This is a genomic window from Acinetobacter sp. WU_MDCI_Abxc222 (assembly GCF_025514755.1).
Taxonomy (GTDB): domain Bacteria; phylum Pseudomonadota; class Gammaproteobacteria; order Pseudomonadales; family Moraxellaceae; genus Acinetobacter; species Acinetobacter geminorum.
On sequence record NZ_JAHPVG010000015.1, the window covers coordinates 18,505 to 42,923 of the forward strand.

Below are 24,419 nucleotides of genomic sequence, written 5' to 3' on the forward strand. Positions count from 1 at the left end.
CACTGAATTATGGCAAGGATAAAAAGAACTAAAGAGATTAAAAATTTGGGTTAAATACAAAACTTTCTTGGTTTTTCATTGACAGCGTAAACATTGCACAATAAAATCGCGGACCTTTATAGAAAGATCATTTTTGGGAGTTTCAATATGAAACGTACTTTCCAACCATCTGAATTAAAGCGTAAACGCGTTCATGGTTTCCGTGCTCGTATGGCAACTAAAGCTGGTCGTCAAGTATTAGCTCGTCGTCGTGCAAAAGGTCGTCATAGCTTAACTGTTTAATACTGTTACGCTGACCAGACTTGGGTGTGATGACACTTTACAGTTTTAGCACAGACGTTCGAATACGCTGTGCTGCAGATTATAAAAGTGTATTTGATGGTGCGCTTTTTAAAGTGCATCAACCCCATTTTTTATTTCTTGCAAAATTAACCGAACAGCCTAAAAGCCGTTTGGGTATTGTTGTTGCTAAGAAAAAAGTGCGCCGAGCGCATGAAAGAAATCGAATAAAACGTCTTGCTCGTGAGAGCTTTCGTCTACATCAGCCGAATTTTGGATCAGACATAGATGTTGTGGTGATGCCGAAAGTTGGTATAGAAACGATTACGAATGCTGAGCTATATCAACAATTAGACTTTGCTTGGCAAAAATTACAGCGCTTAGCAAAAAAACATTCTAAAGTTGGCACAACCTCGCAGAATTAAGAGATAGCCAATGGTCCGTTTTCTACGTTGGTTGATTCGACTGTATCAAATTGCGATTAGTCCGCTTCTTGGACCCCGTTGTCGTTATATCCCGACTTGTTCCCAATATGCGATAGAAGCATTGCAAACTCATGGTGCGATAAAAGGCGTTTGGTTATCTTCTAAACGGATTTGTCGTTGTCATCCGTGGGGAGGATCTGGATATGATCCGGTACCGCCAAAAGCAATTCGTTTTATTTCGTTTCATCAAATAGATTCTCAAACGCATCATGTTGCTGTACCCTTTCGTGATCGTTTACTGAAGCAAAATCTCTCTAACCATTTGGGGTAATAGATATGCAACAATGGGCCAGGTTTGCAATTCTCGGGGCCATGTTTGTCACCGCATATTTGCTCATTTTGGCTTGGCAAAAAGATTATGGAAATGCTGCAACTGCACCGCAACAACAAGCGGCAGCTGTAAGTTCGCATGAAGTATCTGCTGATTTGCCAAATGCTAAAAATGCAACAGTGGCTTCCGATGTGCCACAAGCAAATATTGCGCAGTCACAAACCACAGATGCAACTGCACCTGTGAATCAACAGCTTATTTCAGTACAAACTGACCTTTATCATCTTTGGATCAATCCAAAAGGTGGTGATATTGTTCGTATTGAATTACTCTCACACGACAAAAGCAAAGACAGCGATCAACCTTTTGTTATGCTTGAAAATGATGCCAAGCGTACATATGTTGCTCAATCTGGCTTAATTGGTTTGAATGGACCAGATAGTAGTCGTGGTGGTCGTCCATTATATGCTGTTGAAAAGACATCATATACTTTGGCTGATGCTAAAGGTGTACAGGACCAAAAGGGTCAATCTGAAAAAGTTTTAAACGTTCCAATGGTATTTAAAACACCTGAAGGCGTTGAAATCATTAAAACTTTTACCTTTACCCAGGGTCAATATCCAATTGTTGTAAAACATCAAGTGATTAACCGTAGCCAACAAAGCTGGCAAGGTCAGATGTTTGGACAATTAAAGCGTGATAATTCTGAAGATCCAGGTAAATCTTCTCAAGGTATTTTCACTCTAGGAACTTTCTTAGGTGGAGCTTGGGGAACGCCTGACGCACATTACAACAAGCTTAAATTTGCTAATTTCTCAGAAGAAAAAGTAAATACTGAAGCGAAAGGTGGATGGGTTGCGATTGTTCAGCATTATTTTGTAAGTGCTTGGATTCCTGGGAATCTTAAACTGACTCAAGCTAACGGTCAGCCTTATGTAGCTAAACTTGAATCTCGTCAGTCTGCGGATCAAATGAATATCATTGGTTTTACCTCACCAGTGATTAATGTTCCTGCTGGCACTTCAATGGAAGTTGATGCAAAACTTTATTCAGGTCCGAAAGTACAATCTGAATTAAAAGATTTAGCTGTTGGTTTAAATCAAACTGTTGATTATGGTTGGTTATGGCCAATTGCTAAGCTCTTGTTCTTAGGTCTTCAATTCTTCCATAGCATTGTGGGTAACTGGGGTTGGTCAATTATCTTACTTACTATTTTAGTAAAATTGATTTTGTGGCCTTTATCTTCAAAAAGTTATCGTTCTATGGCGAAAATGCGCGTGATTGCACCTGAAATGCAACGTATGAAAGAAGAGTTCGGTGAAGACCGTATGCGCTTCTCGCAAGAAATGATGGCTTTATACAAACGTGAACAAGTAAATCCACTTTCAGGTTGTTTACCGTTGTTGCTACAAATGCCAATTTTCCTTGCCTTGTACTGGGTACTTATGGAAAGTGTGGAATTACGTCATGCACCATGGTTAGGTTGGATTCAAGACTTGTCAGCAATGGATCCTTGGTTCATCTTGCCGTTAATCATGGGTGCTACCATGTTTGCGCAGCAAATGCTGAACCCGCAACCAGCTGATCCAATGCAGGCCAAAGTGTTCCGCATTATGCCGATTATGTTCACGGTATTTATGTTGTTCTTCCCAGCAGGTCTCGTACTGTACTGGATTGTGAACAACAGTATTACTATTTTACAGCAGTCGTTTATTAATAAGAGCGTTGAGAAAAGTCGTATCAATAAGACTGAATCAGCTTCTTAATCATTGAACTTTTGCTGAATAAATCCGCTTAAGATGGTAATCTTAGGCGGATTTTTCTTTGGCTGGATTTTAGGTTTTTAGGTGAATAATATGCAAAGTCAAACCACGATTGCCGCAATTGCAACGCCACCAGGGCGTGGTGGTGTGGGCGTGATTCGTCTATCGGGACCTAAAGCTTATGAAATTGCTCAAAACCTGACACAAAAAAAATTGCCTGAAGCGCGTATGGCGGGATTCCGTAAGTTTTATGATGTTGATGGCAGCATTATGGATGAAGGGATTGTTCTATGCTTTCCCAATCCGCACTCTTTTACAGGTGAAGATGTTGTAGAGCTACAAGGTCACGGCGGTCCAGTCATCCAAAATGCCTTGCTTGGGCGTCTATTTGAGCTTGGCGCAATCGCTGCAAAAGCTGGTGAATTTTCCATGCGAGCTTTTGAAAATGGCAAGATGGACTTAGTACAAGCAGAAGCGATTGCCGATTTGATTGATGCGACTTCACAAGCTGCAGCACGCTCTGCCGTCCGTTCTTTACAAGGCGCTTTTTCAACAAAAATTAATACAGTTTTAGAAAAACTGATTCATTTACGCCTGCATGTTGAAGCCGCAATTGATTTTCCTGAAGAGGAAATCGATTTCTTGGCAGATGGCAAAATTTTAGCTTTACTTGAAGATGTTCAGCAGTCGGTACATGCTGTTCAAACCTCTGCACGACAAGGTCAATTATTACGTGAAGGTCTACAAGTCGTTATTGCTGGTAAACCAAATGCGGGTAAGTCGAGCTTGTTGAATGCGCTTGCTGGTGTTGAGCGTGCAATTGTGACTGATATTGCTGGTACAACTCGTGATGTTCTACATGAAAAAATTAGCTTAAATGGTCTACCAATCACTCTAACGGATACCGCAGGTCTTCGTGAAACAGGTGACATTGTTGAAAAAGAAGGGATTCGTAGAGCAATCAAAGAAATTGAACAAGCTGATTTGTTATTGCTGGTTTATGATTTAAATCAAGGCGATGACCCATTAAAACTCGCTCAAGAGTATTTTGCGGAACATATTGAACCGCGTCGTTTAATCTTAATTGGTAATAAATGCGATTTAACTGGTCAATTAGCTGAAATAAGCGATTTTCAAGGGTTCCGGCATATAACCGTTTCTGCAAAACAAGAGATGGGCGTACAAGGCCTCGTAGATGCGATTACAGCGCATGTAGGCTTTCACCCTGAGGAAGACACCTTTATTGCAAGAACACGTCATTTAGACGCAATGAAGCGCACACAGCTCTATCTTTCAGAAGCACGCGAGCAACTTGTTGTGTTTAACGCAGGTGAACTGGTTGCTGAGTCACTACGCCTTGCCCAAAATGCTTTAGGTGAAATTACAGGTGACTTTAGTGCCGATGACCTATTAGGCAAGATTTTTGGTTCATTCTGTATCGGAAAATAATTAAAAAATTCTGAATGATGCACATGGCTGTGTCATTCAGTTACCTCGTTAACCGTATCTTTTTAGAACCTTTAAAAACTCATCTAGCTCATTTTGATCAACTTGTGCGTCTTTGAGCACGTGGTGATGTAAATGCTGTTCCATTAATTCACTCATCAAACCGTTTATTGCCCCTTTAATTGCAGCAACTTGTTGTAGTATTTCTATGCATGAAATATCTGGCTGTTCAACAGCATGCTCAATGCTGTTGATTTGTCCTTTTAGTCGTTTTACACGATTAAGTATTTTTTTATCCTGACCAATGTGGCTCATCTGTGTTCTCTTGTATAATTTAATATACTGGTAGGGAGTATATTGGGTTTAAATATTATGCAGGATCATAGTGTATCACGTCATCATCAACATCAGTTTGATGAAGGAAATCCACTTGCACAAAAACGTATTTTGATTGCAGCGATTTTAACAGCATCAATGATGGTGTTAGAAATATTCGGTGGATGGTTTTTTAATTCAATGGCGCTTCTGGCTGATGGTTGGCATATGAGTTCTCATATGTTGGCTCTCGGTTTAGCCTATTTTGCCTATCGTGCAGCTCGTCATTATTCCAAAGATCGTCGGTTTAGTTTCGGAACTTGGAAAATCGAGATTTTAGCGGGTTATAGCAGTGCAATTTTGTTGATGGTTGTCGCCATTTTTATGGCGTTTCAGTCGATACAACGTTTATTTAATCCACTTGAAATTTTTTATAATGAAGCTATTCCGATTGCAATTTTAGGTTTGGTCATTAACTTGATTTGCGCATGGTTACTTCATGATGATGGGCACCATCACCATCACCATCACCATCACCATCACCATCACGAGCATGATCATCATCATGATTTAAACCAAAAAGCTGCATTTTTACATGTGGTTGCAGATGCAGTAACTTCCGTTTTTGCAATCATTGCTCTTGTTGCAGGTAAATATTTCGGATGGGATTTTTTAGATGCACTTTTAGGAATTTTAGGTGCTATTTTAGTTGCAAAATGGTCTTTGGGCTTAATGAAAGAGACTGGGAAAACTCTTCTAGATGCAGAGATGGATCATCCGGTAGTTGAAGAGATCCGTGAAGTAATTGCTGAGTTTCCTAAACATATTGAAATTACGGATATTCATGTTTGGAAAGTCGCGAAAGGTAAGTTTTCTTGTATTTTGGCGCTCGAAACTGATGATATTTCTTTAACCGCAGACCAGATTCGTCAGGCTTTATCAATTCATGATGAAATTGTGCATATATCGGTAGAAATTAATACTCTAAAACCTATTTATGTTCCACGTGAAACATTGGCATAACTGAGTGTGAGTTTGGTTATAACTCGGTAATCGGTTCTGTTTTCAAAAAACTGAACTGATTAAAATAATCTCCTCTCCTACCTATGAGTCGGTTTTATGCTTAAAAAATTAGGAATATTGGCATTATTTAGCTTAACTGCAAGTGTGAGTTTTGCCAATGTGGATACTGTTCGGGAAAATATTACAAAACAATATCCTAATTTGAAAATCAGCAATATCCAGAAAACCGAAATGCCTGGACTATATAGTGCTAATCTCGATCAACAAATCATTTATGTTGGTGAAGATGGGCAACATATGTTTGTGGGTTCTATGATTCGGTTAAGAGACCAGAAAAACTTAACCAAAGATCTAGTTTTAGGACAGAACTCAATTGATTGGAAACAGCTGCCTTTAAAAGATGCAATTAAAACAGTCAAAGGTAATGGCCAGCATGTTTTAGCAGTTTTTTCTGATCCAAATTGTCCTTATTGTAAGCAGCTTGAACCTGAACTCGACAAGCTTAAAGACGTGACTATTTACACGTTCATCTATCCTTTAAAACCACAGTCTATTGTTGTTTCTAGACAAGTTTGGTGTGCACCAAATCAATCTTACTCATGGAAAAAACTGATTCAGCAAGGCGTTAAACCAACGGTTACGAGCTGTCCAAACCCCATTGACCGTAATTTGGAACTAGGAAAAAAACTAGGCTTTAATGGGACTCCTACCCTGATTTTTGCAAATGGCTTTAAACTGGTGGGTGCACGATCTGCTGAAGAAATTCAGGCCGTATGGAAAGAGTTAGGTCTTTAAAATAAATTTAAAAAAAGCACCATAAGGTGCTTTTTTTATAAATGAATTAAAGTTTAGCTTTTTCGTGCAATCAAGTTGTAGATAAAAAGAATAATGACTGCACCAATCACGGATGCGATAAAGCCAGCAGCTGAGTTTTCGCCGTAAAGTCCAAGTAAGCGACCACCATAAGTGGCTAAAAGTGAACCTGCAATACCAATCAAGGTTGTTACGATGAAACCTGCTTTATCATCCCCAGGATGCAAAGCACGAGCGATTAAGCCAGCAAAGAAACCAACTACAATAGCGACAATAAGTGACCACATATTTGTTCTCCAGTTGTTTTTTTGATGAAGTTAATGATTTTGCTTCATATTCTATCGTGCGGTAGAGCTGTCTATTTTGTCTGTAGCAGATTGCGACTTTTTGTGTCCTTTTTGTTCAAATCTAAAGTTTTATATAAAAAAATAGCACCTTACGGTGCTATTTCTCTGAAATTTATAAACCAATTTCACCAATAAACGGTAAATGGCGATATTTCTGGTCATAGTCTAAACCGTAACCTACAATAAACTTGTCTTCAACTTCAAAACCTAAAAATTTCACTTCTAGATCAATTTCACGGCGTGATGGTTTACTCACTAATGTGCACAATTGAATCGAATTTGGCTCGCGAGTTTGCAACATTTCCATCACTTTGCTTAAGGTATTACCTGAGTCGATAATATCTTCAACAACCAATACATCTTTACCGCGAATTTCACCATCAAGATCTTTCAAGATTTTAACATCTCGACTTGAAGTCGTACCGCCGCCGTAACTAGACACTGTCATGAAGTCGAGTTCATGCGGTTTGGTAATTGTACGGCACAAGTCTGCCATGAAAATAACAGAACCACGAAGTAGTCCAATAAGGACCAATTCTTTATCACTATTTGCATAGTGAGCGTTAATTTGCTCGCCGAGCTCTTTGACTTTTGCTTGAATTTCTTCGGTTGAAATCATGATGCTCATTGCAACAGTCATGGCAGATTCCTACAAGATATAAAAGAAAAAATAAAAAAGGTGTTGACCTGCAACACCTCGAAAATCTGAGTTAATGGTAAAATTTTAAAGCAAAATGACGTTTCATGCACCCTTTGATGGCGGTGAAATTTTATCATTTTGCGGATTATGTCGATCATGCTTTAATGCAAGAGTACATATTCCAAATAATAACAAAAACTTAACGGCTCGGTTTTTATTGGACAGTTTCTTTTTGATAAGCACGGTTTCCATAAATATAAGTCGCCTCAATATTACGGTCATCACCTAAAGTGAATAATGCAAACAGTGAATCTTCAACAGATTTAGATTTAGTCTGGCGAAGTTCCTGTAATGCTGTTGGCTTAAGATTTAGTACTACAAAGTCTGCTTCTTTACCGACATTGAAGTTACCTAACTGATCTTGCAAATCAAGTGCTTTTGCTCCACCTAAAGTTGCATGATAGAGCGCTTCATAAGCTGAAAGTTTATCGCCTTGTAATTGCTGAACCTTATAAGCCTCGTTAACAGTTTGCAGCAAACTAAATGATGTACCAGCACCGATATCTGTGCCTAAACCTACTTTCACTTGTTTTTCCCATGTTTTTTTCAATGGAAATAAACCACTGCCTAAGAACAAGTTTGACGTTGGACAAAATGCGATAGCCGATTGCGTATCATGCATACATTGCCATTCTTGATCCTCTAAGTGAACACAATGCGCAAATACAGAACGTTTACCAGTCAGGCCATAATGTTGATAAACATCTAAATAGCCTGCTTGTTCAGGAAATAAAGATTTCACCCAAGAGATTTCATCTTTGTTTTCGCTTAAATGGGTATGTACATATACATCTGGAAATTCTTGTTTTAACTGCCCTGCTCTTTCTAATTGCTCAGGTGTAGACGTTGGTGCAAAACGTGGCGTAATTGCATACAGAGCACGGCCTTTACCATGCCATTTTTCAATGAGCGCTTTTGTGTCGCTGTAAGCCGTTTCTGGCGTATCACAAAGTGCTTCAGGCGCATGGCGGTCCATGAGTACCTTACCAGCAATTAAACGCATCTGAACGTGTTCTGCGGCTTCAAATAAGGCATCCACAGACTCGGGGTGAACTGTACAGAAAACCAGTGCTGTGGTTGTACCATGTTTCAGTAGCTCTTGAACAAAGAACTGGGCAATTTCACTTGCATATGCTTTGTCTTGAAATTGGATTTCGGTTGGGAAAGTATAAGTATTAAGCCAGCTTAAAAGTTGTTCGCCGTAAGCTCCCACCATTTCGGTTTGTGGAAAGTGGATATGGGTATCAATAAAGCCAGGTACAATCAATTGTTCTGGATAATGTTGAATCTCAACTCCAGCAGGAAGATGCTGCTCTGCATCTTCCCATGCACCAAACCATTTGATTTTTCCATGTTCACTAATCAATACACCATCTTCCAAGTAACGCACTTGATTTGGAATATCAGTTGGCTCAGAGACAGTTTGCTGAATATCTAAAAAACGACCACGCACAACGGTGGTATTTGCGATCAATGACATGGAAAGCCTTTATATTTTCACTTTTTTCGATTGATTGTACCCCAGTTAGCCAAGATTTAAACGGTATAACGTTTACTTAGTCCCCATTCAGCTAAAATCCGTCGATAAGTTGTTGATGAACGGTCTGCTTCAAAATGTGCTTCCATCATTAAATCAAGCGGCAGTTCTTCTGGCTTTTGTGATTCGACCATATCTTGGTCTTCGGCAAAAATTTGGGCATTAAATGCATATACCTTTTCTAAATCACCTGTTTGATCAAAGTTACGGGTGAGTGGAACAAATAAACGGGTTTTATTACTTGAGATAGGACAACAGGCATTCAAAATTTTTAAGACCCCACCTTCTGGAAAATCGACCGTGAGTACGGCTGAAAAAGGTGGATAGACATCAAAGGTACGTTTCCACAAAAAGCCTTCTGGCTCGAGATGTTTTAGTTCATGCGGATAATTACTGACATTGCTGATATAGACCGTTTTTAAACCATAGTCGGTACGTTCAGTGTGATATTTAGGGACGACAGGGTTATCACGATTCGCAAAGGCGTTGTGATGCACCCATGCAAAATGAGCGACATCAATAAATCCTTCAAGCTGACGACCACTAGAACCACCAATATCCACAAAAGGCGGTAAAATCGCTTGATGTTCGGCATGCTCCCAAGTATCTAATACAGGAATATTGGCTTTAGCAATATCACGACCATGAATACTGGTCCAAATGAGGCCGTATCTTTGTACAACTGGAAATTTGGTCAGAGAAAAACGATCAGAAATTTTAGTTAGTTCGGGCTGAGCTGGTATTTGGGTACATTTCCCTTCGCTGTTATAGCGTAGACCATGATAAGGACACACAATCTCCTCACCATCTACCCAACCTTTGGTTAAAGGCACCCCACGATGTGGACAGATGTCTCGAACCAGATGAATTTCTCCACTTTCTGTCTTGTAGAGTGCCATATTGACGTCTAGTAGCGTGACTCGTTGAGGTGCAGTAGAGACATCTTGAGTACGTGCGATGGGATACCAATGGTTCGATAAAATTTCCCAATCTTTTGCATCAAAACTGCTGTTACACGGCATGGCAAGGGGCGTTAAAGTTGGAATCGCATTCATGGCATCACTCTTAAAAAAATCAGGGCTCTCGCGAGCCCTTAAAATCTAGGCTTTTTTCTTTTTAGGAGATGCAAAGAGCTTGCCAATATTGTTTTTTTTAATTAAAGAAACAAGAATAAAAGTATTAAATTACATAAGATTAAGTCATTATATTTTTGAATTTTTGTTCTAATTTAACTTTTAAAACTAAAGTTCATTATTCGCAATGCACTTACAATGCACTGATGGACTGCGTCGAAGGCACAATAAAAAAGCACTTTTAAAGTGCTTTTTTTAAAATTACTAGGCCTTTATTACTCAACAAAATAATGTGCTGCAAAGTGGGCATCATTACCAATAATGTCATAGCAATCTTCACGAATAGACATGCCTGCACATTGATGTCCAACCATCCATAAACCGAGTGTAGGCAGTTGTCCTGAAAATAATGGGGTATCTACCCATTTCTGTACGACATAACCGTATTTGTCATAGTCATCAAAATAAAAGCTACCAGAAGCCGCGCCTTGGTCATGGCCGTCTTGTAAAACTCGGATATTGGCCCCTTCCCTTGCCAAAATCGGCTTTTTCACCCATTTGCCAGACAAAGCTTGCTGCAGGTCATAGGTATGGGTTTCGACTAATAATGGATGGTTTGGATAACGCTTCCAAAGCTCAACCAGAATCGCTTTATTTGAAAGTAACATTTTCCAACAAGGTTCAATCCACTGTATTCGTGGATGGATATATTGAGAAAAGGCTTCTTCCCAGATCCATTCCCATGGGTAGAGCTTAAATATGTTTTGAATGGGGCGATTATGCAGATCGACAAAATTTTGACCGTTCCAACCTATATTTTCCATAGAAAGCTCGGAAACTTGTAGATGAGCTTGATAAGCAGTATCCATCAAATACTCTAGATTGCCCCAGTCTTCTCTTCCCGCTTCCTGACAAGCAGCAAAATACACATGGCTACCACGCGGTAAAATTGTCTTCCAGCGTTTAATCAGATCTTCATGAATGCTATTGAACTGGTCTCGGTTTGCAATGCCCGAGACTTGTTCTATCCACAACCACTGCGCGACAGAAGCTTCAAGTAAGCCAGTCGGGGTGTCGGCGTTATATTCCAGCATTTTGATATTTCGCCCATCGTAAGCGAAATCAAAGCGGCCATACAGCATCGGAGCATTTTGTTTCCATGAATGTTCAATATGGCTTATGGCTGTTTCTGAAATTTGGAAATAAGCAGGATAGTCGCCCCGTTGAATGAGGTCTCCTACTACCGATAAACACATCTGATGCAGTTCATTTGCCGCATCTTCCAGTTGTTCAATCTGTTTAAGGGTAAACTCATAAGCAACTCCTTCAGACCAGTAAATTGAGCCATCGAGGGAAGGTAAATTGAAATAATCAAAACCAATATTCTGATGCTCCACTTGCCAGTCTGGTCGTGGAGTAAATATTTTTCTTTTCATATTAAGTGAATGCCTAAAGACTTAGCCGCCGAAAGAAAAACCGCTACGACCAAAACCACCACGAATTGGGGATGAAAAAGACGAACTTTTCGCTGTGCTTGAAATAACTGGTCGGCCTACACTCAAATTGCTGTAAGGATGTAAGGTATTACCGTGGTAAGAAACTTCCCGATTATTTTGATAATACGCAGGACCTAAATAGCGACTACCAACATAGCTAGAACCATGTCCACTTGAGCTATTTTCTTCTTCACATGTTTCATTATTCCAGTCGCGAGTACAGTCATATTGGTTGTTATATACATCTTGTACTAAAGGACCATCATTATGGCTACATGCTGTGAGTAATAGAGGGACAACGACAAGATTAATTTTTTTAGAACGCATGAGACTCCACACATTTTAATAAGTATGTTCGGCATAAAATACCGAATAGCTGTTATCTATTATGTTTCTGATTAAGAAAGATAAATTTTAAGTTGGCATATGATATTGATCAGCGCTTTTAAAGTACAGAGCTTCTATGTACTATTACATGGTGGATGACTTTAGTATTTTTCCAAATATGACAAATATATATAATAATTATCAACAAGATTTTATTGATTTAGTGATGAAATCTCCTTGTTTATTAAAGATATTAGCTATGATTTCCGAATTGCATCCAAAAGTTTATTTAAGTGCTGGTGCTGTGAGAAATACTGTTTGGTCATATTTACATGGCAAAACTTATGATTTAAATACAAGTGATATGGATGTGATTTATTATAATGCTAATGAATATGATGATAGTTATCAAAAAGAATTGCAAAGTGATTTAAAAAGCAAATTTCCAAATCAAGATTGGGATGTTGTTAATCAGGCTTTGGTACATACATGGTACCGTAAAGATAATGGTGAAAAAATTCAACCATTAACTTCGATTGAGGAAGCATTATCATTATGGTCAGAAACAGCAACAGCTGTAGCAATACGTTTCGACACTTTCGGTAATTTAGAAATAATTGCACCTTTTGGCTTATCAGATTTATTTGAATTGAATCTACGTTGGAATTCAGCTCTAGTTAGTTATCAGACTTTTAAAAATCGTGTAGAAAGCAAAAATTGGTTACAACAATGGCCAAAATTAAAAATAGTCAATTCCTAATTTAAAAAGGGCTTTCTATGAAAGCCCTTTAATATTATGTAAGTAAAGATTCTATGAGATTTGTCGCTTATTATGACGTAAAGAAAGGTAAGCAGTGATTGCTAACACTATTACAATAAAGCTTAACGAGATCCAGATTGGCATGTGGAATACATCAAGCAACAACATTTTTGCACCAATGAACAATAAGATGATGCCTAAGCCGTATGGCAGGTAATGCAATTTAGTTGCAGCGCCAGCAAGTAAAAAGAACATTGCGCGTAAACCTAAAATTGCCATTAAGTTCGCCGTTAAAACAATAAACGGATCGCTAGTTACCGCGAAAATAGCAGGAATAGAATCTACGGCGAAAATCACGTCTGAAGCTTCAACCAAAATCAAAACTAGAAATAACGGCGTTGCCCATAATAAACCGTTTTGACGTACAAAGAATTTGTCACCTTCAAGCTGTGGTGTAATACGCATATGGTTACGTAACCATTTTAAGAGTTTGATATCTTCAATATTGGTTTCTTCTTCTTGGCCTTTTAAGAACTTAAAGCCTGTATATACCAAGAACGCACCGAAGATATAAAGTACCCAGGAAAACTCTTGAACGAACCATGCACCAATAAAAATAAAGAGGGTACGCAGTACGATTGCGCCTAATACGCCGTAGAGCAAAATTTTACGTTGTAGTACAGCTGGAATAGCAAACGCTGCGAAAATCATTAACCAGACGAAAACGTTGTCAATTGCGAGGGACTTTTCGAGTAAGTAACCTGCAAAGTATTCCATGGTTTTTTGGTTTGCTAAGGTCACCCCAACCGTTTGTTGTAGGTAAAGCCATAAACCACCACCAAATAAGGCTGCGACGCTTACCCACGCCACACTCCAGTAAGCAGCTTGCTTAATTGAGACATCCTGACCTTGCTTTTGCTTAAAGCCTAAAAAGTCAATCAGGAGCATGACAATGACTATGCCAAAGAATGCTACATACAGCCATAAATTGCCGATTGTTTCCATAAATCCTCCATACATCCGGCAATTGGGCATAAAAAAACCTCGACCAGTTGCCAGATGAATTAAACATCTGTTTCAACATGATCAAGGTCTTGCCTACATCATGAATTTCACGATGCTCAGATACCGACTTTTTAATAAAAGCGTATTGACGATATCTGACACATAACATTGCTGTTATGTTTGGAGGAGGCTACTCCCCTTGTCAAACTAAATTCTGTTTTGGATAAAACATATCCAAGTCCACATAGAATGGCAGATTTTTTTGTATTACGCAACTGAACTTAATGTCGTAGTTCTAATGCAAAAAGATCTATGGATTATTTAATCAAACCGCGGTCTAAAAGTGGTTTGCATATAATTTGGTAAAGGTGAATACAGAATGCGGTCAAAGCTGTACCGTAAGTATTCCAGAAGTAATAACCCGCTGTATTGACTAGTAGTGCGACAATAAAAGCCCCTAACATGTCTAAAGGGAAATGCACACCTAAATAAATACGTGACCACGCCACTACAAATGACAAAAATAGCAGAATAATTCCAATCATTTTGCGCTGAGCAAACAAATAAGACAGAGCAATAGTGCTGAAAATCAGCATGTGATTACTTGGAAAAGATGCCGTTGGTGCATGTTCAATAAACGTAGTACCCACACCCATTACAAACGGTCTGGAGTGATGGTAAAACAGAGAAATAACATAACCGACTAAAAGCGAAACACAGGTTAAAAAGACAGATTTAGTAACCCTATTTTTTAAATCTTGATCGCCATAAAACCATAAAAATGTAAGGATGAATAAAAGAATATAGAGGAGATCATTAGCGAAAAAGATAGCAAGACGAATGATAAATTGACTCGCATCCTGAGCTCCATTAATCACATGGAATAAGCTAAGGTTGAGTGTTTCTAAAGACATTCATATTCCAAACACGAACAAAAACGTGAGCTATGATAAAGAATTAAGCTTAAGGTCTTGATAAAGAATTGTCACAAAAATGAAATATAGCTCGTTTGTGAGTAAAGATTAAACAGCAGGTCTAGATAATTTTTAATGCGTGTTCTGGCCGTTAATATTAAAGTGTTAACGTGTTGGCACTTTATTCGAGAACGTTATTTTATGACTACTCAAGAAAAACAGAAAAAATTAAGTTTGAGGCCTTTATCTCCAAGAGATCCAAAACAGCAGCATAGAGCAGCAACTCCCCTCGAATTATTGTTCGATTTGATTTTTGTGGTCGCGATTGCAACAGCAGGTCAGCAGTTACATCATGCAATTATTGAAAATCACCTCTGGCATGCGCTGCCAAGTTATTTGATGGTATTTTTTGCGCTGTGGTGGGCATGGATGAATTTTTCATGGTTTGCCTCGGCTTATGATAACGATGATGCATTGTATCGATGCCTTACCTTTGTACAGATTGTAGGTTCATTGGTGATGGCAGCGGGTATCCCTGATGTATTTCGTAGTCAGGATTTTGATGTAATCATTATTGGTTATGTGATCATGCGAATGGCCTTAGTGACTCAGTGGCTCCGAGCTGCAAAACATGACCCAGCAAGGCGTATTACAGCTTACCGCTATGCTGTAGGCATTGTCTTGGTTCAGGTAGGTTGGTTAGTTGCTAATTTTGCACACATACTTTCTCTTCCTCTATTTTTATTTTTAGCAGTGATGGAGCTATTTATTCCCATCTATGCAGAAAAATATACTCCAACGCCGTGGCATCCTCATCATATTGTAGAACGTTATGCCTTACTCACAATTATTGTGTTGGGTGAGTCGATTGTCGGTAGTTTTAATGCCATACGTGATGCTTTAGCCGCTCAGTCAATGAATATCCCTGCCATTTTCTTGATGGTCGGTGGATTGATGTTGATGTTCGCAATGTGGTGGGCTTATTTTGATCGTAGTGAGCAACACCATCATGTAAAAGGTGTACGCCCATTTGTTTGGGGATACGGTCATTATTTTGTTTTTGTCAGTATTGCTGCGGTAGGTGCTGCGCTTGCTGCTGCCGTTGATGTTACAACTCATCATGCACATATTTCTGATTTATACATGGGAATAGTCGTTGCGGTGAGTGTGGTGCTCTATACCACCTGTATTTGGATACTTTATGAGTTTCAGTGTTTATCTGGAATCACGAAATGGTTTTATCCAATCACAGCGCTCATCATTTTATGTATTCCGTTTATTTGTAATAACGTGGGATATAGCGTTTTTGCGATGGGCATTGTCTATAGTTTACGTTTAATGGTTTCCAATAAATTTATGGCCAATATAGAGCCAGAAAAGATTTAAAAGTCACTGATATAAAAAATGGGTTTCAATTTGAAACCCGTTTTTTATTGAATTATCTAAAGCGGAAGTTAAGCAGCTTTTGCTTTTAATGCGCTCATTAATTTTTGATGTAAGCCACCAAAGCCACCATTAGACATAATCACAACGGCATCGCCCTCACCTGCTTCATTGACAATACGCTCAATAATTTCATCAAGTGAACGGCTCACTTGAGCATGGTTAGAAGCAGCTTCAATCACGGGTTGTAAATCCCAATCTAAGCCTTCTGGCTGATACCAGATGACTTCGTCTGCTAAGCGTGCTGAGTGTGCTAAGCCATCTTTATGACTGCCCATACGCATGGTGTTTGAACGTGGTTCAATAATGGCCCATAAACGGCGTTCACCTAAGCGTTTGCGTGCGCCATCTAAAGTTGTGTCAATTGCTGTTGGATGGTGAGCAAAGTCATCATAGACTTCAATACCATTGACTGTGCCTAACAACTCCATACGACGTTTTACACCGCCAAAGTTAGACAAAGCTTCACAAGCTTGTTCAAGCGTAACACCTACATGTTGAGCGGCTGCAATTGTTGCCAAAGCATTCGCTACGCTATGTTGACCGGTCATGCTCCACTTCACTTCGCCAACGACATTGCCATTTTCGAGTACTTTAAAATGACTGCCATCAATTGAAATGAGTTCGGCTGATAAAGCTGCTTTTTCATTCGCTTCTAAACTTGTACGAATCACTGGTGTCCAGCAACCCATTTCAAGCACTTCATCAATATGAGTTTCAGTAATTGGCGCAATAATCCGGCCTTCACTTGGAATGGTACGCACAAGATGATGGAACTGTTTTTGAATCGCTGCTAGGTCATCAAAAATATCGGCATGGTCAAATTCAAGGTTATTTAAAATCGCCGTTTTTGGATGATAATGAACAAACTTAGAACGCTTATCAAAAAAAGCAGAGTCATATTCATCGGCTTCAACGCAGAAGTATTTTCCACCGCCTAAACGAGCACTTTCACTAAAACCAAGTGGAACACCACCAATTAAAAAGCCTGGATTTAAACCAGCTTGATCAAGTACCCAAGCCAACATGGTCGTAGTTGTTGTTTTCCCGTGAGTACCTGCTACACCAAGGACATGTTTGCCTTGTAAAACATGATCTGCAAGAAACTGAGGGCCAGAAATATATGGCAAGCCTTCGTTCAGCATATATTCCACAGCATCAATACCACGTTTCATGGCATTGCCGACAATAACCAAGTCTGGATGAGGCTGTAAATGACTACGATCATAGCCTTGCATGAGTGTAATGCCTGCATTTTCTAACTGGGTAGACATCGGTGGGTAAACGTTTAAATCGGAACCGGTTACCTTATGTCCTAAATCACGAGCCAAAAGTGCTAAAGAGCCCATAAAAGTGCCACAAATACCCAAGATATGCAGATGCATTGCTCGCCTTCTCCACTGCTTTTGTACACAACATTAAAATGAATCGCTGTGTGTGCATTATTGATAAATTTGCCAGCAACGATAGCAAGGCTAAACTCGAAAAGATAGTCAAAAATCGTTGTTGTTCTATGTGTTTGAGGCCCTGATAAAACTACAGGTTTATTTTTTGGATTTAAGCTGAATTACAGTTTTATCTTTTATAATATTTTGTATCGTTAAAATACTTAAATCATCGTGATGATGAAGGATGTGCCTTTGAGCCCAACGGTTTTAGCTTTTACGCTATTAATTATTTCTAACTGCTTTATGACACTTGCATGGTATGGGCATCTTAAATTTTTGCACCATGCCCCATTGTGGCAAGCAATTCTATTCGGGTGGATTATTGCCTTACTTGAATATAGTTTTATGATCCCTGCCACTCGTATGCTAAGCGCACAAGGCTGGTTACTCGGTGAAATGAAGATCACTCAGGAAGTGGTTACCCTAGTTGTGTTTGTGCCATTTATGATTTTCTTGTTTAAGCAACCCTTTAAACTCGATTACTTATGGGCAATGTTATGCCTATTTGGTTGTGTTTATTTCGTATTTAGAAGCCAGTAAAAATTAATCAAAATCTTGTTTTCAGATAGATCGTTGTTAAATCCATCGGATTCATGCTTTTTCCTCATAAACTTGGGCTTTGGGGTGAGTGAAAAAACAGCTATAATATTGGCCTCATCTTTTTCTCTCATGCTTGGCTTGGTACAAGTCGAGTTTTACCATTTTTACGCTTTGGAAATGCCAATGAACGCGGTCGCAACAGATACCCAACCTTTAGTCGGAATTATCATGGGTTCCCAGTCCGATTGGGCAACGCTTGAACATACTGCCAATATGCTTAAACAGCTTGGTGTCCCATTTGAAGCGGAAGTGGTATCTGCTCATCGTACTCCAGACCGTTTATTTGAATATGCAGAAACTGCGCGTGATCGCGGTATTCAAGTGATTATTGCAGGCGCTGGTGGGGCTGCGCACTTACCAGGTATGTGTGCCGCAAAAACTGACTTACCTGTGTTGGGTGTACCAGTTAAATCATCAATTTTAAATGGTGTAGATTCATTACTTTCAATCGTACAAATGCCAGCAGGTATCGCAGTGGGTACTTTAGCGATTGGACCAGCTGGTGCGACCAATGCTGCGATTATGGCTGCACAAATCTTAGGTTTAACTCGTCCAGAAATCGCAAAAAATGTTGCTGATTTCCGTGCTGCGCAAACTGATAAAGTTGCAAGCAACAATATTCCGGGTCAGGTGTAAGAGGCTGAAATGGATAAAACTATCGGTATTTTTGGTGGTGGGCAATTGGGCCGTATGATGGCGCAAGCAGCTTTACCATTAAATATTCAATGTACTTTTTTTGAAGCAAATACAGATTGTCCAGCAGGTGTTTTAGGCCAAGTTTTTTCTAGTCAAGATGAGCAAGGTTTAAAGCAGTTTATTGAAAGTGCTGATGTTTTCAGTCTTGAGTTTGAAAATACGCCAGTTGAAGATGTGGATGTTTTGACACAAACTAAAACATTGCACCCTCCCCGTGTTGCTTTAGCAACTGCGCAAAATCGTTTGTCAGAAAAAGCATTGTTTGATGAGCTTAATATTCCTGTTGCGCCGTATCGTGCTGTAGATAGCTTAGAAAGCTTGAAAAAGGCTGTGGCTGAGCTTGGTTTACCGATCGTGCTTAAGACTGCAACTGGTGGATATGACGGCAAAGGCCAGTTTGTACTTCGTTCAGAAGACCAGATTGATACTGCTTGGGCTGAGCTTGGTCCTGCAAAAAGTCTAGTTGCCGAAAGCTTTGTTAAATTCTCTCGCGAAGTTTCAATTATTGCGGTGCGTGGCCAAAATGGTGAAGTAAAAACTTGGCCTCTGGCTGAAAACCATCATCATAATGGTATTTTATCGCATTCAATTGTTCCGGCACCAAATAGTGAAGCTTTGCAACCTGTTGCTCAAGACTACATTACACGTTTGCTGAATCATCTCAACTATGTTGGCGTGCTGACTCTAGAGCTATTTGTAACAGAACAAGGTTTGTGTGCAAATGAGATGGCACCACGTGTGCATAACTCAGGCCACTGGTCAATTGAAGGCGCGGTCTGTTCCCAGTTTGAAAACCATATTCGAGCTGTTGCAGGTCTACCATTGGGTTCAACAGACGTTGTTCGTCCAACGGTCATGATCAATATCATCGGTCAGCATCCTAAAACTGAAGATGTACTTGCCTTAAATGGTGCTCATCTACATCTTTATAACAAGTCTGAACGTGCTGGCCGCAAATTAGGCCATATCACTTTAATGCCTGTGGATAGTAATGAATTGACGAATTTATGCCGTCAATTGGCAGAAATTTTGCCAGAACCACTCGCTTTAACAGCAGATATGACCCTCTAAAAGTATATTTAATACTCTAAAAAGCGATCTTCGGATCGCTTTTTTATCTTTTAAATTTAAAAAATAATAGAACATGCATATTTTGAGTTGTGGATAACTCTAATTTGAACTTTTGAATTTAAAAAAAGCTACTGTAATTTGAATTTAAAACCACAAATAACTGTTTTGGGTGCTTTTGAATTTAAAATTAGTTATCCACAAAAGTATTTTTAAATTTAAATGATGGGGTTGGATGTACTTTTTTAAATTCAAAAATAGAGATCTATTGGTATAGGGTTTTGAATTTAAAATTTTTGACTGATTTTTAAATTTAAAAATACGGATTTCTGTGATGATTGGCTCTAATCTGTAATAAATAATAAAGCGATATAGAATAGAATTAAGGGGTAGAGGTGTTTTGGTTGTATTGTGGATAAAGTTATCCACAATACGGAGAGGTTTGTATTTTAAATTTAAAGAAGTACTTTTGAATTTAAACTTGAGTATTGTTTTTGAATTTAAAACTAATAATTTGGATCTAGAGAATTTTAAATTCAAAAATAAAGTAGAAAGTTTGAATTTAAAACATGGGAAATGAATTTAAAGTAGAGATTATGAATTCAAATTTACGTTTTCTCTCTGAAATTTTGGACTCATAATGGTATGGTACTTACAAATTTAAATTTAAAAATCGAACTAGGATAATATGCGACGTTTTTCTTGTATTGTTGGCTCTGTATTTTTAGCGATGACTCAGGCTCAAGCAGAGCTCGTAATTAATGGTTCTACAATATCTAGCAGTGCTACTGTTCCAGTAGTGACGAGCGAAGATTATACGCCTAATAATAATTTCCAAAGCTGTTTGGCAAATTTACGTTCTCAAGCAATTGCTGCTGGAGTATCGGGTACAACTTATGATCGTTATACCCAAAACTTGACCCCAGATTATTCAGTTATTGATAAATTAAACTATCAACCAGAATTTTCGACACCAATTTGGGATTATCTTTCTGGTCTAGTTGATGAAGAGCGCGTTGAGCTTGGTAAACAAAAACTGGCGCAACATCGAGATGTTTTAAACCGTGCTTCTCAAACCTACGGTGTGCCGCCGGAAACAATTGTAGCGGTGTGGGGTGTTGAAAGTAATTTTGGTGATATTTCTGGGAAATACCCTTTATTACAAGCACTTGGGACTTTAAGTTGTGAAGGGCGTCGACAAAGTTATTTCCGCACTGAGTTTTTTGCCACTATGCGTATTTTACAACGTGGTGACTTAACCGAAGATCAATTGAAAGGTTCATGGGCTGGAGCATTTGGCCATACTCAATTTATGCCATCTACTTATGAACGTTTAGCTGTTGATTTTGATGGAGATGGTCGCCGCGATTTAGTGTCGAGTACAGCTGATGCACTGGCTTCAACTGCCAATTTCTTAAATAAAGCAGGTTGGCAAACAGGAATGCCGTGGGGTTTTGAAGTCAAAGTTCCCCAAGGTATGTCAATTGATGGAGAAGGGCGACGTTCAAAGAAAGCTTTAAGTAGCTGGAGTGCACGAGGGGTAACCCGAATTGATGGTTCTCCACTTGTTCAAGGAGCTTTATCTGGCAATACTTCAGCGGGTTTAATGGCACCTGCAGGTGTAAATGGTCCAGTATTTTTAGTATTTAAGAATTTTGATGCTATCTACAGCTATAACGCTGCGGAAAGCTATGGACTTGCCATTGCACATTTATCTGATCGTTTAAAAGGTGCTGGTCCATTTGTTGCGTCTTGGCCAACTGATGATCCGGGAACTTCACGTGCAGAACGTCGTGAAATCCAACAGTTTTTGATTAATCGTGGCTATGATATTGGTGCAGTTGACGGCCTTATTGGAGATAAAACCCGCGTAGCTATTCGTCAGGAGCAAACTCGTTTAGGTTTAAACCCAACGGGACGGGCAGGGCAACAAATTTTACGTGCATTCCGTCAAGAACAAGCTCAGAAAATGATGCAATAAACTGAAAATAATAAAAAAGGTCTGCTCATGCAGACCTTTTTTATAGGTACTTATATAAGATGATTACTCTAATTTAACTGCTTCCAAAATATCAAAAATAACTGACGTAACATCTTGGCTTAAATCACGATCATTAAAGATTTCATACGCAGTGATCGTGACATCAGTATCACTTGGTAATTGCTTTTGCTCTTCTTCAATTAAATGTTCAATCGGTAACAGAGTCTGTTTTACTTCAAGATGGAGAATATCTTTATATTCGATATTTTCATCCTCAAGCTCGATTTCATGCTCATTGAAAAAGGGAATTAAAATAGAATGGAGGTATGGTTTAATTTCAATAATATCAAACAGTTCAATATCGCGAGTCTGTTCAATTGTGCTGATATGATCATTTACTTCAATCAGGATATGATAATAACTCATCTTGATCTCCATTCTATTTTCGTTAGCTCTTATGACCACAATAACATGACTTTGATATCAATTTCGATGTATCTACCTAGAAATAGATACATCATTTTATATCAAGCTTTTAATTACTGAGGTAAAGCACTTAATAGATCACGGTCAGCATCAGTAAGTCCAGTGATTTTTTTGTCACCATCTTTACGTACTGAGTACATCAATGCATTTGGTTGATCACTATGTTTTAAACCAAGTGCATGTCCTAACTCATGAGCAATCGTTAAGCGTAAATCATCAATAGACTTAAACTCATAAATCACAATTTGTTTGCCGTTGTAGATACCTTTTTTAAAGACATCCGCTTGAGCATTTTGCTTAAATTGGTTCAATGAATTATTAAACTCATTATTAATCTGATTAAAATGAGTAACTTTGACATTTAAGTCTTTAGCTTGCTGATTATATGCAGCAATTTCTTTCTTTAAAGCAACAGTTTGTTTTTGCAAATCTTTTTGAGTTTTAGCCAGAGATTTGGCACTATATTCAGGTGCTAATTTTCCTTGGTTAAGTTGCATCATTTGCTGGTCAAAATTTTTCAATTTTTCGTTCAAAATCTGCTTTTTACTTTCAAGGTTAGACTGAGTTTGACTTAAAGTTTGCTTCAATTGCTTAATTTGTTGCTGTTCATCAATTACACGTTGCTGTTCTTGTTGGAACTGAGCTGCGATTTTTTGGCGCTGTTCAGAACGGCTTTGGTTATTATCGTAAACTAAACGAATTTCTAACTTTGCATTTGGATCATAAGTAAAATAATCATGTCCAGTGCCTTGTTTCCAAATGTCCGCAGCTTGTTGACTAATTTGAATCAACTGGTCTTGGCTTAAACCAAAACGTGGATCAATATCAGCAATTTTATAAGTCAAATGTTGACCTGTTGTTTGCTGGATTTGAGTATGAGCTGGAGTTGCAAGATTAGCATTAGCCTGAAAAGTAGAAAAAGCGAAGGCTACGCCTAATAACAAAGATGTTAAACGCATAATCGAAGGGGAGATTTTAAAAAAAACGTATTATAAGAATATAAAATGAAAAATCAATCAAAAAACGTACGATTTTGATGAATAAATGAGACTTTAGTCTCATTATTTTTTACCAAATGCCAAATTATTTTTTAGAAAAAATTTAATATATTTGGTTTTATTTAGTTTTTTTAATTATTTAACTTTAATGATTTTTACTTAATTGGACCTATAAATTGAGCCTAATAAATCTAAATCTGAATCTGTTAATTTAAAGTTATGAATATCTTGCTCTTTTAAATAGGGATACATTAAAGATTTTGGGTTGGTAGTATGTTTTAGACCTAAAGCATGCCCAAGTTCATGAGCAAGGGTCAAGCGTAAATCATTTAAAGAAGCATAGCCGTAAATCTGGATTTGGTTTTGACTGAATAATCCTTTATGGAAGGGTTGAATATTAGTTTTTTGCTCTAACTTGAATTGTGTTTTTAAGGCACTTAAATCACTTTGCTCTCGATTTAGCTCTTTAATCTTTAAGTTAAGTACTTGAATTTTAAAATTTAGACTGTTGGATTCATTGCCTAAATTTTCTGATTTTTGCTCTAGTTGTTTTTGCCATTCTTTTAAATTATTGGCACTAGAGTAATGATGTTCTCCTTGATTAAAGCGCGTTACATCTTGTTGATATTGTTCAAACTCCGCTTTTAGACTGGCCTTTTTCTTGTTTAAATCACTTGATAGTTGAGCAACCTCTTGTTTATTTAGAATAATTTCTTCATTTTTAATACGCCACGCTTCCTGCTTTTGCAAAAGTGCATCCAAATTGTTTTGTTGTTCATCTTTAAATATTTGATGATCATCATAGATTAAGTTAATTGACAATTGAGCCTGTGAATCATAAATAAAATAGGTCTTTCCAGTTTCTTTTTGCCAGATTTCAGCAGCTTGCCGACTTACCTCAACTAGTTGTTCTTTAGTAAGTTGAAACCGCGGATCAATAAAAGCAATTCGGTATTTTAAAGGCTGATGAGATGAATGAATTGGCAGATTGCTTTGAGCAAAAAGTGTTGTTTGTAAGCCCATGCATAAGCATAAGCTCAATCCCCACCATAGAAATTTTTTCATGGCAAAATAAAAAAATATAAATAAATCCTATTGTTAGCTACTTAATTTAATTCGTCAAAATGATAAAAATCTCAATAGAT

25 protein-coding genes and 1 pseudogene are annotated in these 24,419 nt (G+C 38.3%); 13 read left to right on the forward strand and 13 right to left on the reverse strand.

Features of this window, described 5'->3' with window-relative positions:
* Positions 1 to 147: 147 nt before the first annotated feature.
* The 5 genes from rpmH to mnmE all read left to right on the forward strand — a co-directional run bounded on the left by rpmH (position 148) and on the right by mnmE (position 4,247).
* Complete coding sequence (gene rpmH / locus KTJ10_RS16395) at positions 148 to 282, forward strand: 50S ribosomal protein L34 (RefSeq protein ID WP_000831329.1); 135 nt, start codon at positions 148 to 150, stop codon at positions 280 to 282.
* Between the two features lie 29 nt (positions 283 to 311).
* On the forward strand, positions 312 to 704 hold the full coding sequence (gene rnpA / locus KTJ10_RS16400; protein ID WP_005063921.1) for a ribonuclease P protein component: 393 nt from the start codon (positions 312 to 314) through the stop codon (positions 702 to 704).
* Between the two features lie 10 nt (positions 705 to 714).
* Complete coding sequence (gene yidD, locus KTJ10_RS16405; RefSeq protein ID WP_003656027.1) at positions 715 to 1,035, forward strand: membrane protein insertion efficiency factor YidD; 321 nt, start codon at positions 715 to 717, stop codon at positions 1,033 to 1,035.
* A gap of 5 nt (positions 1,036 to 1,040) precedes the next feature.
* Complete coding sequence (gene yidC, locus KTJ10_RS16410; protein ID WP_069036319.1) at positions 1,041 to 2,801, forward strand: membrane protein insertase YidC; 1,761 nt, start codon at positions 1,041 to 1,043, stop codon at positions 2,799 to 2,801.
* Positions 2,802 to 2,891: 90 nt separating this feature from the next.
* Positions 2,892 to 4,247, forward strand: a complete 1,356-nt coding sequence (gene mnmE, locus KTJ10_RS16415; protein WP_262442444.1) for a tRNA uridine-5-carboxymethylaminomethyl(34) synthesis GTPase MnmE — start codon at positions 2,892 to 2,894, stop codon at positions 4,245 to 4,247.
* A 48-nt stretch (positions 4,248 to 4,295) separates the two neighbouring features.
* Here the strand turns inward: mnmE and KTJ10_RS16420 are convergent, their stop codons facing one another.
* Positions 4,296 to 4,559, reverse strand: coding sequence for a metal/formaldehyde-sensitive transcriptional repressor (locus tag KTJ10_RS16420; RefSeq protein WP_002115414.1), 264 nt, complete (start codon positions 4,557 to 4,559; stop codon positions 4,296 to 4,298).
* Positions 4,560 to 4,616: 57 nt separating this feature from the next.
* Here KTJ10_RS16420 and dmeF point away from each other — a divergent pair, with 57 nt between their 5' ends.
* Together dmeF and KTJ10_RS16430 are read left to right on the forward strand one after the other, a co-directional pair.
* Positions 4,617 to 5,582 carry a CDF family Co(II)/Ni(II) efflux transporter DmeF gene (gene dmeF / locus KTJ10_RS16425; RefSeq protein WP_262442445.1) on the forward strand — a complete coding sequence of 322 codons (966 nt, stop codon included), beginning with the start codon at positions 4,617 to 4,619 and terminating at the stop codon, positions 5,580 to 5,582.
* A gap of 96 nt (positions 5,583 to 5,678) precedes the next feature.
* Complete coding sequence (locus KTJ10_RS16430; RefSeq protein WP_262442446.1) at positions 5,679 to 6,377, forward strand: DsbC family protein; 699 nt, start codon at positions 5,679 to 5,681, stop codon at positions 6,375 to 6,377.
* A 53-nt stretch (positions 6,378 to 6,430) separates the two neighbouring features.
* Here KTJ10_RS16430 and KTJ10_RS16435 read toward each other — a convergent pair whose 3' ends face one another.
* The 6 genes from KTJ10_RS16435 to KTJ10_RS16460 form a co-directional block, all read right to left on the reverse strand.
* The gene (locus tag KTJ10_RS16435) at positions 6,431 to 6,682 is read right to left on the reverse strand and encodes a GlsB/YeaQ/YmgE family stress response membrane protein (protein WP_000269732.1); all 252 of its coding nucleotides are present in this window, start codon (positions 6,680 to 6,682) and stop codon (positions 6,431 to 6,433) included.
* A 172-nt stretch (positions 6,683 to 6,854) separates the two neighbouring features.
* Positions 6,855 to 7,382 carry a hypoxanthine phosphoribosyltransferase gene (gene hpt, locus KTJ10_RS16440; RefSeq protein WP_004795560.1) on the reverse strand — a complete coding sequence of 176 codons (528 nt, stop codon included), beginning with the start codon at positions 7,380 to 7,382 and terminating at the stop codon, positions 6,855 to 6,857.
* A 214-nt stretch (positions 7,383 to 7,596) separates the two neighbouring features.
* On the reverse strand, positions 7,597 to 8,922 hold the full coding sequence (guaD, locus tag KTJ10_RS16445; protein WP_262442447.1) for a guanine deaminase: 1,326 nt from the start codon (positions 8,920 to 8,922) through the stop codon (positions 7,597 to 7,599).
* A gap of 56 nt (positions 8,923 to 8,978) precedes the next feature.
* On the reverse strand, positions 8,979 to 10,034 hold the full coding sequence (locus KTJ10_RS16450; RefSeq protein WP_262442448.1) for an aromatic ring-hydroxylating oxygenase subunit alpha: 1,056 nt from the start codon (positions 10,032 to 10,034) through the stop codon (positions 8,979 to 8,981).
* Between the two features lie 293 nt (positions 10,035 to 10,327).
* Positions 10,328 to 11,488, reverse strand: a complete 1,161-nt coding sequence (locus tag KTJ10_RS16455) for a glutathionylspermidine synthase family protein (RefSeq protein ID WP_262442449.1) — start codon at positions 11,486 to 11,488, stop codon at positions 10,328 to 10,330.
* A gap of 21 nt (positions 11,489 to 11,509) precedes the next feature.
* Positions 11,510 to 11,875 (reverse strand): hypothetical protein, encoded by a 366-nt coding sequence (locus KTJ10_RS16460; protein ID WP_262442450.1) that lies wholly within the window; start codon positions 11,873 to 11,875, stop codon positions 11,510 to 11,512.
* Positions 11,876 to 12,011: 136 nt separating this feature from the next.
* Between KTJ10_RS16460 and KTJ10_RS16465 the strand changes: the two genes are divergently transcribed.
* On the forward strand, positions 12,012 to 12,635 hold the full coding sequence (locus tag KTJ10_RS16465) for a nucleotidyltransferase family protein (RefSeq protein WP_086265142.1): 624 nt from the start codon (positions 12,012 to 12,014) through the stop codon (positions 12,633 to 12,635).
* 51 nt (positions 12,636 to 12,686) lie between these two features.
* On the opposite strand, the gene KTJ10_RS16470 is transcribed toward KTJ10_RS16465, so the two are convergent.
* Both KTJ10_RS16470 and KTJ10_RS16475 read right to left on the reverse strand, forming a co-directional pair.
* Positions 12,687 to 13,640 carry a TerC family protein gene (locus tag KTJ10_RS16470; RefSeq protein ID WP_262442451.1) on the reverse strand — a complete coding sequence of 318 codons (954 nt, stop codon included), beginning with the start codon at positions 13,638 to 13,640 and terminating at the stop codon, positions 12,687 to 12,689.
* 317 nt (positions 13,641 to 13,957) lie between these two features.
* Positions 13,958 to 14,554, reverse strand: coding sequence for a phosphatase PAP2 family protein (locus KTJ10_RS16475; protein WP_262442452.1), 597 nt, complete (start codon positions 14,552 to 14,554; stop codon positions 13,958 to 13,960).
* A gap of 135 nt (positions 14,555 to 14,689) precedes the next feature.
* Here KTJ10_RS16475 and KTJ10_RS16480 point away from each other — a divergent pair, with 135 nt between their 5' ends.
* The gene (locus KTJ10_RS16480) at positions 14,690 to 15,940 is read left to right on the forward strand and encodes a low temperature requirement protein A (protein ID WP_262442453.1); all 1,251 of its coding nucleotides are present in this window, start codon (positions 14,690 to 14,692) and stop codon (positions 15,938 to 15,940) included.
* A 68-nt stretch (positions 15,941 to 16,008) separates the two neighbouring features.
* On the opposite strand, the gene mpl is transcribed toward KTJ10_RS16480, so the two are convergent.
* A complete protein-coding gene (mpl, locus tag KTJ10_RS16485; protein ID WP_032038268.1) occupies positions 16,009 to 17,382 on the reverse strand; it encodes a UDP-N-acetylmuramate:L-alanyl-gamma-D-glutamyl-meso-diaminopimelate ligase in 1,374 nt (457 codons plus the stop codon).
* Between the two features lie 240 nt (positions 17,383 to 17,622).
* Between mpl and KTJ10_RS16490 the strand changes: the two genes are divergently transcribed.
* From KTJ10_RS16490 to KTJ10_RS16505, 4 genes are all read left to right on the forward strand, one after another.
* Complete coding sequence (locus KTJ10_RS16490; RefSeq protein WP_075384089.1) at positions 17,623 to 17,985, forward strand: DMT family protein; 363 nt, start codon at positions 17,623 to 17,625, stop codon at positions 17,983 to 17,985.
* A gap of 183 nt (positions 17,986 to 18,168) precedes the next feature.
* A complete protein-coding gene (purE, locus tag KTJ10_RS16495) occupies positions 18,169 to 18,681 on the forward strand; it encodes a 5-(carboxyamino)imidazole ribonucleotide mutase (protein WP_000994663.1) in 513 nt (170 codons plus the stop codon).
* Between the two features lie 9 nt (positions 18,682 to 18,690).
* Positions 18,691 to 19,812 (forward strand): 5-(carboxyamino)imidazole ribonucleotide synthase, encoded by a 1,122-nt coding sequence (locus tag KTJ10_RS16500; protein WP_126645893.1) that lies wholly within the window; start codon positions 18,691 to 18,693, stop codon positions 19,810 to 19,812.
* Positions 19,813 to 20,497: 685 nt separating this feature from the next.
* Entirely contained in the window at positions 20,498 to 21,790 is a 1,293-nt protein-coding gene (locus KTJ10_RS16505) for a lytic murein transglycosylase (RefSeq protein WP_199114252.1), read from the forward strand.
* Positions 21,791 to 21,853: 63 nt separating this feature from the next.
* Here KTJ10_RS16505 and KTJ10_RS16510 read toward each other — a convergent pair whose 3' ends face one another.
* The 3 genes and pseudogenes from KTJ10_RS16510 to KTJ10_RS16520 form a co-directional block, all read right to left on the reverse strand.
* The gene (locus KTJ10_RS16510) at positions 21,854 to 22,228 is read right to left on the reverse strand and encodes a hypothetical protein (protein WP_014207668.1); all 375 of its coding nucleotides are present in this window, start codon (positions 22,226 to 22,228) and stop codon (positions 21,854 to 21,856) included.
* Positions 22,229 to 22,329: 101 nt separating this feature from the next.
* A pseudogene (locus tag KTJ10_RS16515) lies at positions 22,330 to 23,338 on the reverse strand (M57 family metalloprotease).
* 95 nt (positions 23,339 to 23,433) lie between these two features.
* Positions 23,434 to 24,339: a matrixin family metalloprotease gene (locus tag KTJ10_RS16520; RefSeq protein WP_199978464.1), complete on the reverse strand. Its 906-nt coding sequence runs from the start codon at positions 24,337 to 24,339 to the stop codon at positions 23,434 to 23,436.
* Positions 24,340 to 24,419: the final 80 nt, after the last annotated feature.

Excerpts from the sequence above, each read along its gene's own strand:
- rpmH (WP_000831329.1), top strand. The coding sequence starts at position 148 with ATGAAACGTACTTTCCAACCATCTGAATTAAAGCGTAAACGCGTTCAT.
- rnpA (WP_005063921.1), top strand. The coding sequence starts at position 312 with ATGACACTTTACAGTTTTAGCACAGACGTTCGAATACGCTGTGCTGCA.
- yidD (WP_003656027.1), top strand. The coding sequence starts at position 715 with ATGGTCCGTTTTCTACGTTGGTTGATTCGACTGTATCAAATTGCGATT.
- yidC (WP_069036319.1), top strand. The coding sequence starts at position 1,041 with ATGCAACAATGGGCCAGGTTTGCAATTCTCGGGGCCATGTTTGTCACC.
- mnmE (WP_262442444.1), top strand. The coding sequence starts at position 2,892 with ATGCAAAGTCAAACCACGATTGCCGCAATTGCAACGCCACCAGGGCGT.
- KTJ10_RS16420 (WP_002115414.1), bottom strand. The coding sequence starts at position 4,559 with ATGAGCCACATTGGTCAGGATAAAAAAATACTTAATCGTGTAAAACGA.
- dmeF (WP_262442445.1), top strand. The coding sequence starts at position 4,617 with ATGCAGGATCATAGTGTATCACGTCATCATCAACATCAGTTTGATGAA.
- KTJ10_RS16430 (WP_262442446.1), top strand. The coding sequence starts at position 5,679 with ATGCTTAAAAAATTAGGAATATTGGCATTATTTAGCTTAACTGCAAGT.
- KTJ10_RS16435 (WP_000269732.1), bottom strand. The coding sequence starts at position 6,682 with ATGTGGTCACTTATTGTCGCTATTGTAGTTGGTTTCTTTGCTGGCTTA.
- hpt (WP_004795560.1), bottom strand. The coding sequence starts at position 7,382 with ATGACTGTTGCAATGAGCATCATGATTTCAACCGAAGAAATTCAAGCA.
- guaD (WP_262442447.1), bottom strand. The coding sequence starts at position 8,922 with ATGTCATTGATCGCAAATACCACCGTTGTGCGTGGTCGTTTTTTAGAT.
- KTJ10_RS16450 (WP_262442448.1), bottom strand. The coding sequence starts at position 10,034 with ATGAATGCGATTCCAACTTTAACGCCCCTTGCCATGCCGTGTAACAGC.
- KTJ10_RS16455 (WP_262442449.1), bottom strand. The coding sequence starts at position 11,488 with ATGAAAAGAAAAATATTTACTCCACGACCAGACTGGCAAGTGGAGCAT.
- KTJ10_RS16460 (WP_262442450.1), bottom strand. The coding sequence starts at position 11,875 with ATGCGTTCTAAAAAAATTAATCTTGTCGTTGTCCCTCTATTACTCACA.
- KTJ10_RS16465 (WP_086265142.1), top strand. The coding sequence starts at position 12,012 with ATGTACTATTACATGGTGGATGACTTTAGTATTTTTCCAAATATGACA.
- KTJ10_RS16470 (WP_262442451.1), bottom strand. The coding sequence starts at position 13,640 with ATGGAAACAATCGGCAATTTATGGCTGTATGTAGCATTCTTTGGCATA.
- KTJ10_RS16475 (WP_262442452.1), bottom strand. The coding sequence starts at position 14,554 with ATGTCTTTAGAAACACTCAACCTTAGCTTATTCCATGTGATTAATGGA.
- KTJ10_RS16480 (WP_262442453.1), top strand. The coding sequence starts at position 14,690 with ATGCGTGTTCTGGCCGTTAATATTAAAGTGTTAACGTGTTGGCACTTT.
- mpl (WP_032038268.1), bottom strand. The coding sequence starts at position 17,382 with ATGCATCTGCATATCTTGGGTATTTGTGGCACTTTTATGGGCTCTTTA.
- KTJ10_RS16490 (WP_075384089.1), top strand. The coding sequence starts at position 17,623 with ATGAAGGATGTGCCTTTGAGCCCAACGGTTTTAGCTTTTACGCTATTA.
- purE (WP_000994663.1), top strand. The coding sequence starts at position 18,169 with ATGAACGCGGTCGCAACAGATACCCAACCTTTAGTCGGAATTATCATG.
- KTJ10_RS16500 (WP_126645893.1), top strand. The coding sequence starts at position 18,691 with ATGGATAAAACTATCGGTATTTTTGGTGGTGGGCAATTGGGCCGTATG.
- KTJ10_RS16505 (WP_199114252.1), top strand. The coding sequence starts at position 20,498 with ATGCGACGTTTTTCTTGTATTGTTGGCTCTGTATTTTTAGCGATGACT.
- KTJ10_RS16510 (WP_014207668.1), bottom strand. The coding sequence starts at position 22,228 with ATGGAGATCAAGATGAGTTATTATCATATCCTGATTGAAGTAAATGAT.
- KTJ10_RS16520 (WP_199978464.1), bottom strand. The coding sequence starts at position 24,339 with ATGAAAAAATTTCTATGGTGGGGATTGAGCTTATGCTTATGCATGGGC.